The 13,132-nt window shown below is 43.6% G+C and carries 13 protein-coding genes; 1 reads left to right on the forward strand and 12 read right to left on the reverse strand.

Translation table 11 applies throughout. From position 1 onward, the window contains the following. Nucleotides 1-47: 47 nt before the first annotated feature. The 9 genes from G588_RS0100835 to G588_RS22925 all read right to left on the reverse strand — a co-directional run bounded on the left by G588_RS0100835 (nt 48) and on the right by G588_RS22925 (nt 10,107). Nucleotides 48-2,351 (reverse strand): ABC transporter substrate-binding protein, encoded by a 2,304-nt coding sequence (locus tag G588_RS0100835; protein WP_022776860.1) that lies wholly within the window; start codon nt 2,349-2,351, stop codon nt 48-50. A gap of 192 nt (nt 2,352-2,543) precedes the next feature. Further along, nucleotides 2,544-4,214: a M3 family oligoendopeptidase gene (locus tag G588_RS0100840; RefSeq protein ID WP_022776861.1), complete on the reverse strand. Its 1,671-nt coding sequence runs from the start codon at nt 4,212-4,214 to the stop codon at nt 2,544-2,546. Between the two features lie 204 nt (nt 4,215-4,418). After that, entirely contained in the window at nt 4,419-5,219 is an 801-nt protein-coding gene (locus tag G588_RS18640; RefSeq protein WP_022776862.1) for a YdcF family protein, read from the reverse strand. Nucleotide 5,220: 1 nt separating this feature from the next. Continuing rightward, entirely contained in the window at nt 5,221-6,696 is a 1,476-nt protein-coding gene (locus tag G588_RS0100850) for an NlpC/P60 family protein (RefSeq protein WP_022776863.1), read from the reverse strand. Then, a complete protein-coding gene (locus G588_RS0100855; RefSeq protein WP_196804918.1) occupies nt 6,693-7,916 on the reverse strand; it encodes an O-antigen ligase family protein in 1,224 nt (407 codons plus the stop codon). The genes G588_RS0100850 and G588_RS0100855 overlap by 4 nt, the downstream gene beginning before the upstream one ends. Before the next feature lie 67 nt (nt 7,917-7,983). Further along, entirely contained in the window at nt 7,984-8,523 is a 540-nt protein-coding gene (locus G588_RS21120) for a DUF402 domain-containing protein (RefSeq protein ID WP_022776865.1), read from the reverse strand. A gap of 58 nt (nt 8,524-8,581) precedes the next feature. Next, complete coding sequence (locus tag G588_RS0100865) at nt 8,582-9,268, reverse strand: zinc dependent phospholipase C family protein (RefSeq protein WP_022776866.1); 687 nt, start codon at nt 9,266-9,268, stop codon at nt 8,582-8,584. Between the two features lie 96 nt (nt 9,269-9,364). Continuing rightward, on the reverse strand, nt 9,365-9,994 hold the full coding sequence (locus G588_RS18650; RefSeq protein ID WP_330361391.1) for a class I SAM-dependent methyltransferase: 630 nt from the start codon (nt 9,992-9,994) through the stop codon (nt 9,365-9,367). Then, entirely contained in the window at nt 9,931-10,107 is a 177-nt protein-coding gene (locus G588_RS22925) for a hypothetical protein (protein ID WP_242830321.1), read from the reverse strand. The genes G588_RS18650 and G588_RS22925 overlap by 64 nt, the downstream gene beginning before the upstream one ends. 183 nt (nt 10,108-10,290) lie before the next feature. Here G588_RS22925 and G588_RS0100875 point away from each other — a divergent pair, with 183 nt between their 5' ends. Beyond that, entirely contained in the window at nt 10,291-10,917 is a 627-nt protein-coding gene (locus tag G588_RS0100875; protein ID WP_242830326.1) for a DUF6273 domain-containing protein, read from the forward strand. Between the two features lie 453 nt (nt 10,918-11,370). Here G588_RS0100875 and G588_RS0100880 read toward each other — a convergent pair whose 3' ends face one another. The 3 genes from G588_RS0100880 to G588_RS0100895 all read right to left on the reverse strand — a co-directional run bounded on the left by G588_RS0100880 (nt 11,371) and on the right by G588_RS0100895 (nt 13,116). Next, the gene (locus G588_RS0100880; RefSeq protein ID WP_022776868.1) at nt 11,371-11,820 is read right to left on the reverse strand and encodes a GNAT family N-acetyltransferase; all 450 of its coding nucleotides are present in this window, start codon (nt 11,818-11,820) and stop codon (nt 11,371-11,373) included. Nucleotides 11,821-11,867: 47 nt separating this feature from the next. Beyond that, nucleotides 11,868-12,452 (reverse strand): NAD(P)H-dependent oxidoreductase, encoded by a 585-nt coding sequence (locus tag G588_RS0100885; RefSeq protein ID WP_022776869.1) that lies wholly within the window; start codon nt 12,450-12,452, stop codon nt 11,868-11,870. 112 nt (nt 12,453-12,564) lie between these two features. Further along, nucleotides 12,565-13,116, reverse strand: a complete 552-nt coding sequence (locus tag G588_RS0100895; RefSeq protein ID WP_022776871.1) for a flavodoxin domain-containing protein — start codon at nt 13,114-13,116, stop codon at nt 12,565-12,567. Nucleotides 13,117-13,132: the final 16 nt, after the last annotated feature.

Here is a 13,132-nt window from a genome sequence, read left to right on the forward strand (position 1 = left end):
GTCAGTTACTCATATTAACACATTTCTACAAATAATGGAAGTAGAAATTATTTGTTCCAATAAATATCTGCCTTGTCCTTGATGTAGTACTGAGAATTGTCATCGTACATGCTAGGATCGATTGTCATATTGAATGAATAGTCATATACAGCTGAGTTGAAACCAGTTGCAAAGTTGAAGCAAGTGTAAAGAGGTGTTCCGCTGTAGTAGCCGTATACCTGCTGCTGATAGAGCTCATCAAGCATGGGAGCGAAGTCACCGGTTGTCTTCTGAACTACGAAACCGGCTGCTGCAATGTTGTCGTTCTGCTCGAAACCTGTTACAAGGAGATCTGAGAACTCGTTGTCAACAGTACCGTACCAGTTAAGTGCAAGAGGCATGTAGTAGTCACCGTTAACCTCTACAGTCTTGTAAGCACCATCGATTGACTGATAGTTCTTATCCTTCTCTGTAGCAACATCGCCTGCAATCTTCTTATAACGAACGCCCTCAGTGTACTCGCCACCTTCTGCGTTGTATACCCAACCGTCGTTCTCAAGAACTTCAATAGCTGAATCTACGGATGTATCATAAGCATCAAGGAGCATGCCCTGGCTAACAGCCTGCTTGTACATCCAAGAACCTGCATAGTAAGGTCCGTCTACAACTCCGCCGTAACCACCGGTGAAGTCCTTGGCAAATGTAGCTCTGTCCATGCAGAATGCGATAGCCTGACGAACTGCTGTGTACTGTACAGGACCAAAGTCGTTACGGAAGCCAAGCTTACCATAACCAGCTCTTGAATAGTGTGTGTAAACATATGCGCCGTCGGAGCCATCAGCAAGTGCGATAGCTTCGTCTGTTGCAGAACCACCTGTGATAGCTGCAAGAACGTCTACACCGCCTGCCTTGAAGTCCTCAAGCTGTGTCTCAGCGATAACCTTCTTGTAGATTACCTTCTGGATTGAAGGCTTAACACCCTCATAGTTACCCTTGAAGTTCTCGTTGATCTCAAGAACTGCTGACTTGTCGCCTGCATCGAAGGACTTAACTACGTAAGGACCTGAGTAAGGATACTTGGTATCTGTGTTATTGGAAGACTCTGTGATGTGTGCAGCCATCTTGAAGCTGTCACCGTTCTTCTCATAGAAGCCATCCTCAATGTAAACACCCTCACCGTCATCAGCGATATCAAAATCACCGAGCCAAAGCTCCTTGGGTGATGGATAAAGTGAAGCGTATGTGATTGCATAGAAATAAGGAAGGTACTGAGGATCTACTGTTACAGAGAATGTGTAATCGTCGATAAGACGAACACCCTTCATAATCTTAGATGCGTCATCAACACCATCGTTTGTTCCGTCGTACTTGTTGAATGCGTCGAAACCAACAAAGTTCATAAGAGCTCTGTGATCCTTGCCGGCAGCCTCAGCAGCTACAGGAGTTGAGAATGCAAGTACTCTGTAGAGATAGTTCTTAGCCTTGATAGGTGAACCATCTGAGAATACAAGGTCATCCTTGATCTTGATTGTGTATGTCTTGGATCCGTCATCGTTATCTGTATCATCGAAGCTGTCTACAACAGTATCGTTAACAACATAACCACCCTCCTTGGTAGGAGCTACAGTCTCAAGACCGTTTGTAAGGTTCTGAATGTCAAGGTCAGCTGATCCGGGTGAGCTTGCACCGAAGATTGCGTATCTGAACTTACCTGAAAGGTCTGTTGAGCTTCCCAGGATGATTGAGTTGTCATCCTTCTCTGAAGTCCAGTCGATAAGTGCTCTTGCAGGATCCCAGTAAGGGTTGGTAGGGAACTTGTCTACGCCCTTGATAGCTGCGTTGTAGAGATCATAGTACTCGTTTGAGTAAAGAGGAATCTCAGGAAGAAGGTGATTCCAACGTGTGATGTAGTATTTCCACCACTCAGCGTATACTTCATCTTCTGTAGCGAAGCTTGTTCCTTCTGTAGTGGTGTTGTAAACCATTGCCATTGAAAGGAAGTCAAGACCGAGCTCATAGCTCTCGCCGTCAACATTGAGGTATGCAAGTCCTGTGGACTCATCCTCTGTTACATCATTGATTGTGATCTGCTTTCCAAACTTGTCATAGAGAGATACATAATCCTTATCCTCTCCATACTCTTTACCTTCGATCATCTGAATTGATGAAGGCTCATCAGCAGTTGATACGTTCTCTTCTTCAACTACTTCTTCAGCCGCTTCTGTTGCTGCATCTGCAGCTGTGTCAGCTGGCTGTTCCTCAGTAACCTGAGTGTCCGGTGTTGTCTCTGCAGGTGTCTGCTTTCCGCAAGCTGATAATGAACCAACTACCATGGAAAGTGCAAGCAGAGATACAAGTGCTTTCTTTTTCATATTTGCCTCCCGTTTTTTTATTTATATGTAATCACATTTCTTATAAGAATATGTGTACATACCTAACAATACTTTTTATTACATTTATTTTTTACTTTGATACCTAAATGTATCATCACTTTACCATTTTAAATTGCCGCATCAAATAATGCAACAACTAATTAATTATAGGTAGCTATAATTATTTTTTTATCAAATTTTCTTCTTCATCTCATCAGCAAGATATTCGATGGTTCCGTCCCTGAAGGGGCTCTTAAGTCCTACCTTATCAAGCATGGGTTCATAGAAATCCTTGGCTGAAAGTTTGCACAGCTCGAGGTAATGCTGCCATGCCTCAGTAAAGTCCTTGTCCATCCATACTTTGAACTGCATAGCCACTACGCTTGCCAGTACATAATCTATGTAGTAGAAAGGTGACCAGAAAATATGTCCCTGTTTCTGCCAGAAGCCGCCCTCATCAAAAAATGGATCTCCGTCAAAGTCAAGCCATGGTCTGTAGGTCTTCTCAAGTTCCTTCCATACAGCCTTCCTCTCGGCAGGTGTCATCTCGGGCTTGTCATATACAATATGCTGGAACTCATCAACCATACATCCGTAAGGAATGAAGGTGATGGAATCCTGAAGATGCATCTTGAGGTAATCATCCTTCCTGTCTCCGAAGAACTTCTCCATCCATCCGTAGGTGAAATATTCCATTGACATAGAATGAATCTCTGCAGTCTCCATTGTGATGTCATTGTGTTCAACGATCTCATCGTCTCTGGTCACATAGCCCTGGAATGCATGTCCGCACTCATGGGTAATTACATCCACATCTCCGCTGGTTCCGTTAAAGTTGGCGAAGATATAGGGAGACTTATATTTAGGAAGGAAGTCCATATATCCGCCGGCCTTCTTGGTCTTTCTGCCAAGGACATCAAAGAGCTCGTTCTCGGTCATGAAATCAAAGAACTCTTTTGTTTCGGGAGAAAGTTCTGAATACATCTCCTGTCCGGCCTTAAGTATCTCATCGGGATTGCCGATGGGAGCAGGGTTGCCGTTTGTAAAGAAAACATCGTTGTCGTAGTACTTGAGCTCATCTACGCCGATCTGCTGTTTTCTCTTCTCCTGGATCTCACATACAAGGGGAACAAAAGACTCCTTGATCTGCTTCCTGAAGTTCTCAACCTCAGCTCTTCTGTAGGAATTTCTAACCATTCTGTTATAGCCAAGTTCTACATAGCTGTCATAGCCAAGTTCCTTGGCCTGCTGTGTTCTGTTCTTGACAAGCTTGTCATAAATATCATCAATCTCATCGGTAACAGACTCAAAGTATTCGGAAAGAGCCTTCCATGCACGCTGTCTTGTGTCTCTGTTCTCGGCTGTAAGGCACTTACGAAGGAGTGATATGTTGTACTCCTCTCCGTCAAAAGGAATCTTGGCGGAAGCAATAATGTTGTCATATCTGCTGATAAGTGCGTTCTCTTCCTGCATGAGGGGAAGGATCTTCTCATCGATGGATTTGTTTGCAAGTTCAATATTCTTGAATGCAACCTTGCTGATCTTCTCCTCAAGGTACTCTCTGTATGGTGATTCATACAGAACCTTGCTGTAATCATTGCTGAGATTTGAGATCACAGGTGAGATCTCATCGATGTAATCATTCTCCTTGGTGTAAAACTCTTCAGAGGTATCGATATCATGTCTGAATCTGCCAAGTTTGATATTAGTATAAACATCGCCTATGAATTCATAGTACTTCTTGTGAAGTTCAAAGAGCTCTTCTCCACTTCCTACATTCTTACTATCAGTAATAAGTTGCTCAAAAAATGCCTTGACCCGATCCAGGTCCACATGCTCATAGGGCATCTGTGATAATTTCATGATTTCATTACTCCTTATACGAAATATTATAAAATATAAAAGGATGTTTCTCCACCGTAGCGGCAAGAAACATCCCATAGTCTCTTATAAATCTTAAGTGTCTATTTAACAATTTGCATCGTTAAAGTATTTCTCTACCACTTAAGCAGAAATTATACTATATTTTAACACTTTAATCAAGCAAATCGCCAAATTAGTTTAATATTATTTTAATATTTTTGCAAGTACCATTTTCCCGGCCAGGAGATCTCGCAGGATTCCAAAGCACTCTCTTACCATATTATTGGGAATAAACCGAAACTGCATATAGGCTGCTATACCGCACACCCGGGCATCGGTAATCTTCTTTGCGATATGCACTCCTCTGAATACGTGAAAGCCATTGGTGACTATACCAATCCTGAGATCTTTGTCTTCCGGATATCTGCTCCTGATTATTTCCATCGCGTTCTCGATGTTTTGCACAGTATCAAGGGAAGTATTCTCAACCAGGATTCTGTCCGGAGATACCCCGAGAGAAACAAGATAGTCTTTGCCTCCATCTCCCTCACTCATGGATTCATTGCGGCCCTGACCTCCTGTGGTAACAATTATGGTCCCCGGATTATCATCAAGATATTCCTTTGCCTTCTGCAGTCTGTATCTGTAGATGACACTGGGACCACTTGAACGCATCTGAGCCCCCAGAACTATAATATAATCAAGGTTCTTTTCACCTCTATCAAAAAAGTGAGATAAGATACATATCTGACACAGGAGAAAAACCAGCGCTACAGCTGTCAGAAGCACATAAGAAACGCCCTTAATCGCAACAGGAGCCTTCTTCCACCTATTCTTCCCCGCAAGGAAAAAGCATAGGCCAAAGAAAGCTACACCCCCAAGCCATATTATAAAAGAGAAGGTTCCGCTGCCAACAAGATATACCATTATCGAGTATAGAAAGCACAAAGCCGCAAGAACCGCCCAAAGAATTCTTACACGTGGTCTGAAAATGTCTTTTATCATCTCAATATTCTCTCCACAAAATATAATTCATATCCTCCAGCCAGGTATTGCCATTAGCTCTGCGGAGGTTCATTCCTGAAACAAATACTCCGTAGGCTTCCACAATATCCGATGTATCATGCCCGGGTTCTATGCAGGTTGCGCAGGAGCTGATAACATAGGGGATGCCCTCCTTGGTTCCAAGATACATCATGATATGGCCTTCCATGAATACCAGAGAGCCCGGCAGCATCTCTTTCAGGACGCTCAACTTCTTGGCAGTAGTCATTTTGGTGCAGTCTATGCTTCCGAGGTCGTAGGTTCTGGCGATGGCCTTGGCATTACGGGGAAGTTCAAATCCAAAACAGGCATAGACCTGACGGACAAATCCGGAACAGTCATTGGAGGACAGTGTACCACCGTATCCATATATCTTCCCCTGAAACTTAAAAGCCTGCTCCAGTACTGCTTTAGATGTCATTTCAGGGTAGCCTGCGCAAACATCTTTGGAGACAGGAATGAGGACTCTCTCCCAATACAACTTCCCATCATCACCCCTGCAGGGCACCTCCGCGCGGTAGCACCCCCAGGCCATTCTGTCATATTCACCATCATCCCCGTCAGAAACGAGTTTTATCTTAGTTCCCATGGGAAGAATCAGGCCTGAGGCCTGTGAATTTCGTGCATTTCTCTCAAGTATGATCTCACTTCCCGTAACCATCAGGAACTGCTCAGGGTGAGATGCTTCATACCACATTGTTTTATCATCGCACAGAGCGACCGTATCCTTATGAACCCAGCCGCAGTAGGATCCGTTTATAGCAAAAAACCACTCTCCGTCCCTGCTTTCCGCCAGTATGACCACAGGAATACCCGGCATGAATTCTGAGCTTATCAGTTCATCAAAATACATTTCCTCCGGATCTGCGGCAATGAAATCATCACAGGGCAGAGTCCGCCCGTCACTCCTTACTACGCATATTCCATAGAAAGGTATGACTTGTTCCTGCAAACAGTCAAGGCCCATATTACTTCTGATCTCATCAAAGTAATCCTCTCCAACTTCTTTGCCCTCTGCATAAAGAGGCCCATTTTCCCTGAGTTCATCAATGAGCTCCGGTGCCATCAAGGAAGCCACTACATCGCCGTCAATTTTCTCAGGGAGATCATACATATATAACTTTCTGTTACTGAAGCTCCCTTCCGGCCTGTATTCAACATAGGCTGGATTATTGTCGTTGAAGTCCTCTATTTCATCCCCGGTAAAAAGAACCTCATCCTCGGCCCCCACAAGCCAGTAACCGGGAACGAGCATATCCGCAGTCGTTCCTTCCACTGTCCCAACAAGACCCTCGTAGGGGTCAGCCGCACTCTCATCAGATACAAAGGACGAGCTCGCCTTGGTCACACCATGAAGCTTTACCCCTTCAATAGCAGTGGCACCAATAAACACTCCAAACAGTATTCCATATACCAAAGTAGCTGACTTTCTCTTCATGCCTTTTCCCTCCGAAGCCTCTCGAAATGGCCGCATATCATAAAAAACGGAATTGTAAGGTACATTGACGAAGAATAAATAAGGGGCACCGGTTCTGCGATGCCGATGATCAGTATTCCTGCGGCGCAGGCAGCCAGACAGCTAACCTCCAGAGACCCTTCTCTGTCAAAAAGACTCTTTACCGCAGTTATTCCCCACGTAACGATAAGAGCTACCCATATAAGGAGCCCCGAGAATCCATGTATCCTCATAATCTCAAGGAACGTATTGTGAGCATGAGCCTCCATGATCTCATGATGTCCGCTGTAGGAATCTCCTATGGTCTCTTTACTAAGTGTGGATACTCCCAACAAGAAATGTCTTATGCTCCTGAAACAGGACCTGATGCAGCTCGCCCATATATAAGTCCTGCTTGAAAAGGTTCCGTCATCATCCAGTATCCTTCTGCTACGAAGTTCAATCATTTTTCCCTGTGAAAAGATATCCAACAAACCTTTATAAATATCCTTTGGAAGTAAAAAAGACTCTGCTACAAGGATCATGACCAGCAAAAAAGCCGCTGTGACAGATAAATATCGGAATATTACACAATCTTTTTTATCGCCGCAAAAGCGTCTGTAGCCTGACGAAAATGTCACGATGCCAAGAGCTGCTGCCACTCCGATAGCCCCTGTCCTGCAACCGGTTAATCCAAGGCAGAACCATCCAAGAAACGCAGCTACGATGTAATAGATCTTTCTCACGCCCTTCGTTGACACAAGTCCAAGGATAGAAACAAACAGGAGCGATGCACACACAAAGCCAAATCTGTTGGCATTTCTGAGGGCGCATAATCTTCCGTTTCTAAAGCACCCTGTCACAACGGATGCCGGAGATATTCCTATGAACAGAGTCTGCGTGGCATGGTAAAGAGCAGAAAGGCATATCAAAAAATCTGCCACTGATATAGCAAGCACTGATACTCGCAGCAGCTTAACCGAATCAGGAACAGTCCGCGATGCATAATATACCGCCAGGATCATCATCCACGCACATATGAATTTGGAACAAAAGAAGGAAAGTGAAATTCCGAAGGCAGCGATAGCTGAAATCCAGGAAAAAAGCAAAAAGACTGAAAAGAGGACTGTATCTGAATTTAGATACAGTTGCCTCCTTATCACGCAATATAATACGATGACCAATCCTGCAAGGCCACCTACCATATATAAGATGTTAGTCAAACCTGCGCTTAACATTCCCCCTAAAACCTTCCCCCAAAAAAGCTTTAGTCCTATTATAGATGGCGCCTTAGGATGTTTCAAGAAGTCTCTTGTACTCAAACAGCTTTTTGCATAGTTTCTCAAAATTGTTTTTGTAAAAGGCCACCACCTCATCTGCGGTTTCTACTGCCATATCATACTGCTCATGAGTCACAATGCCTGAAGCAAGAGCTTCATCGAGCTCCTCGGTATCTATGGTGTGGGGAATTCCTTTTTGAGAAATAACCACATCAAGAAAAAGATCATAGAATCTGGCGTCCCCATCGGGATCCACCTCATTTTTCAGAGTGATATCCACGTAGTGCTGAAACAATTCTCCCTCATGGAACATAGCTGTCAGAGTATAGTTGCCATCCTTAGGTGCCAGCTCCAGCCACTGATAGCCGCGGTCTGCGATGCACAGCCTTCCTTCCGGCGAATCCACCTCATCCCTTGCCACTCCTGTGAAGGTTATAAGGCCGATGCCCCCTTCAAAATGCTCATCCTTATGATATACACAGGTAAAATCCCTGTCAGAATCCTTGTACCACTCCCGTCTGTCCAGGTTTTTCTCTTTAATTTCCAACATACTTTTTCTCCGATTATTATGTAATACTCTTGTCAGCTCACGGATAGCATCATGCACATCAGTGTCCGATCGCCGTGAAGTCCGCAAGTCTTCTCATTATAACCTGAGTAGTTTCGTCCACAAATCTTGCTGACCTCTCCTTGGTCAGGTACTGATAATTCCTGTGAAGATCCCCGTGATTGTCACTGTGATAGAATCCGCAGATGTATTTTCTTCTGTCTGCGAAAGCGTCCACAGGGAACTCCTTCATAAAGACATTGGTTACATCCGTAGCATCCTCATATATGTGGAAGGCTCTGAAATCAAGGTGTTCCTCCAGATACAGAAAGTCCAGATCATACCAGTCCGCCTTGTTCTTCCAGATAAAGTCCTCCAGAGACATGTTCTCTTTGGTGGCATTTTCTTCAGATACTCCCTCTGAACGGGTCATCTGCATCCACTCTATATCTGTAAGAAGATGTGTAAGGTAACCAAGGAAAAAAGAGTACTCACGAGTAGAATATTCACTTATCAGTTCCTTCGTAAAATACTCGCTCACAAATTTGTCAATATCAATGAATTCCTTAACTCCGGGCTTTGTCCTGTAATGGGTCACGACCCCGGAAGGTGTAAATACTGTCCAGTCATCGTTTGGAACTCCGCTGTCCGGAGCTATATTTCCCAACACGAAGGCTTCTTCATCCAGCCCCGGAATCTCATCCAGGATCCTGTCTGCAATTCTTAAATGTACCATCCATGATGCCATGAGTTTTCTCCTTTGCTGTCTTATTCCATGAATTATGTAACTGTCACTATGGCCATGGTAAGCTATGCCCCAGGGGCAAGGTCAACAAGTTTTTGATCACTTCCTCTTAATTGCCTTGACTATCAGGAAATCCGGCTTATGAAAAAGGTCCCTCTGATCCGGATACTTCTCAAGAATCTTGTCATCAGGAATCGGCTCTATCATCCTCTCGACACTAAAACCGTTGTCCACCAGAGTATTCACTATGGTGGAGAACATGCGGTGATATTTCTTCAGATTGTCCACGAACCAGGTTGTCTCCCTCTCCCCCTCAACTCCGTAGTTGGATAGATTGACGTAGATCTTATTTCCGGCTTCGTCCCTGGTCCACCTTGGTCCCTGTCCATGGGTGCTGGTAAGGGGATTCTCCTGGGAAAAGATAAAGAACCCGCCATCGCATAATTTCTCATTAATCATCCCTACTACTCCGGAGAAATCCTCCACATAGTGAAAGGCAAGGGAACTGATCACAATATCAAACTGCCCCTCTACTTTATCAAGCTCCTCCATGGGAAGTCTTAAATAGGTTATTCGCGGATCGCTATTCTCCTCCCCAGCAACCTCCAGCATCTTCTCTGATATATCAAGGCCAACAACTTCCGAAGCACCTCGATTTACATACTCTATGCAATGCTCGCCAAATCCGCAGCCCAGATCCAGTACCTTTTTTCCAGTAAGATCCGGCAGTAGGGAAAAAGAGCGGGAATCTCAAATAAATTGTTGGCACTTCCCTCGTTACCTCGTAGTTTCCTGTAGCCCTCAAAGAACGTATCGTTGTCGTAAATATTCTGCTGTGCCATATGTCCTCCCCTAAGCCAAGTAATATCTCTGTTAAATGGTCATTATTATATTAAAGCCTAATTCTGCGAATATTTCCATAGCAAAAGGGAAGACTCGACAGTTTTATGTGTTGATAAATATATTTTCATACGTTTTTCCATTTATTAGAGAACGCTTTACCGTTTTCTTTAGTCACTCAGCAACTGTTTAATAAGTGTTTAAAGTATAAAGGGGGATTAAAATGGCGCGAAAGCACATTAAGATCTTTTCTCAACGCAACGTTATATAGGAATCTGGATGAGTCCTCCCAGTACATTGTGAACAGTTGCAAGGAAAATATGAGCCTTGATGATCGCCAGCTCGGTTCTACTGAATTTGCCCCACTTAATAACGATAAATTCTTTGCTCTCGATCATGCTGAGATCAGAAATCCGAAATATGGCTATCGTAAAAAAGGTGAGATTACTTATGACAACGCTACTTTGAAGAAATATGGCAATAAATACGTGCCCTACTGGCTACGTTCTACAATCGACGAAAAAAACATGCTTACCCATGCAGATTGCGCTGAAGTAAATTACGACGCAGCCACCTACAGATATTGGCCCACTCTTCGTAGCTATCGTAAGGATACAGAGCAGGGAATAAGTCCTGCCTGCAATATCGATATATCCAAGATCCTTTTTACTTCCAAGGCTAACGGCTACTTTAGATTCACTTTTTTGGCTGAATACAGAAATATCGAAGTTCCCTCAGGCAAAAGAATAAGCGTCAGAGGAAGTGTCATAACCGTACCATTTCACATTTCAGGCAGGTCACTGGATGATTAGTATGGTGAACCTCACAATTCCGACACTCATAGTTGTCTTATCCTGTAATCCAAGTGTCTGTCAGTTACTACTTTGGCATTCAGAAACACTCGAGGTTAGAGAAATATGCTATACAAGTGTCGCTTTTAGGTAAAATTCTGTCATTTGAGGCAAGATCAACACTTGTCAGACAAACACATTGATGTATAAGTGCTCATCCCCTTGTTTTAGGCACTCCTACAGCTATCCAATTGATTATCAAGTGTTGGCACCCCTTATCATTGGCACTCCTAAATTCAGTCATTGAGTTACCGAGTGTTTTTTCAACAAAGTCAACTGCAACTGGCACGTATAATCCAATTGAGCGACTTTAGGAGTGTCATCAGCTGTTCCTGGATTCTGATCCAGAGGCGCTAGTATCCAGCCACCCTGCTTTAGCAGGGCTTGCCCTTTGTCCACAACATGGTTGGTCGGTTAAGCTGAAATTGAACGCTCAATTCCTAATATGTGAGACTTCATTTTGAAACCATACTTTTCATACAAATGAATCGCCTTATTTCCATCGACTACTTTCACTTCCAGATGCTTGACATTATTCTGATCAAACATCTGCATTGCCCAGTCCATGAGCTCTTTACCGAACCCTTTTCCTCTGAATTCTTCCTTTACCACCAAGTAGTCCAGTTTGCCGCTTTCACCGTTAATATCGACTTTGCAGAAGCCGATAATCCGGTTCTCGATTTCAGTGACTGCTATATAAGATTCCTGATTCCTTAATGCAGCTTCAAATGATTCCAGAGTCTTTTCATAGGGCTTTAAAGGATAATAGCCTTTGAAATTCACAGATACATCATTGTGATGCTCTGATAACTCACAAATACAATCGTAGAGCTTACTTATCTCATTCGGTTCTATTTCTCTCATGCTCATTCACCTTCTACAACTTCCATCAACGTCATAATGGCATATTCTTATTTTAGATTATTAATAGTTTCATTTATTATCGTTTCTGAGTCTGCTCCAATTATATCGAGGCCGGTTGCCTTGATCAGCTCTACATTTTCAATTCCATAGAAGTTCTGGGCAAGAGCTTTTATATAGCCAAATCCAAACTCCTCCGGGACATAGTTCCCGCCTGCTGTCATGACATAATAAAGCTTGTTTGCCTTGCACAGGCCCTTGGGAAATCCCTCAGGTGTATATTCAAAAGTGATCCCAAGCACATTTATAGCCTCAATGTACTGTTTCAACATTGCAGGAAAAGACAAATCCCAGTAAGGCGCCGCTATCACAATGGCATCTGCCTCCGCAAACTGCCTGGCTAATGCAAACATGTCATCTTCAAAAGCCCCTTTCGAAATCAGATCATCTCTCTTTTTTAGATATGTCTCATCCGTTACGCCAAAGGAAATATCCTCAAGGGATACGCGGGCCACATTTTCACCCAGCTTTTCCAAAAGAGCTTCTGCAAGTCTCTTTGTTCTCGAATCTTTTCTAACACAAGCGTCCACAAATAGAATCATTTTGCCCTCCTCAAACTGCTGATATGTCATCATAAATGCTCATATCTTCATGCCACAGTTATTTTCCTATAATCAAAGACCATAGCTACCATAGCTATGATCTTTAGCATTGTTCCATCCAATATTCTTATATCCTTGCTGTTCTTCATACAGCCTTTTCCTCGTCCATGCCTGCAAGGTAGGCTGCGATAGGCTCTATATATCTTATATCCGATATGTCATAGGATGATGCCATCCTATCGAACATGGCCTTCTGCTCCGGAGTAGCATCCTTTTTATTTCTGATGGCAGATACAAACATCTTCATTGTGATCCTGGTGGGGGCACTCATTTTTTCATAGCTCATTCCGCCCTGGCAATAGAAGAGCTTGATATAGTCCCTCTGCTCATCAGTGAGAGCATTCTGAAGAAGCGCATCCACCTGAGGTTCGCCATTAGGAGTTCCTCCCACGCAGAACATAGCAAGGCGCTTATTCTTCCAGTTCTCTGCTTTTTCAAGAAACCACTTGGCCTTTACAATTTTTTCAGCCATTGCCCAACCGCCATAGCAGATCGCATCATAGGTGTCAAAATAGTCATTCCCCTTCTTCTGTGCTTCCTTAAGATCAAGAAGATCTCCGCCTACTCTGTCAGCAAGCCACTGAGCATACCTTTTGGTAAAACCTGTCTGTGATGTGTAAATAATCAGTGTTTTCATGTTATTCTCCTCCCTC

It is taken from the genome of Butyrivibrio sp. AE3009 (genome assembly GCF_000420845.1).
Taxonomy (GTDB): Bacteria; Bacillota; Clostridia; order Lachnospirales; family Lachnospiraceae; genus Butyrivibrio.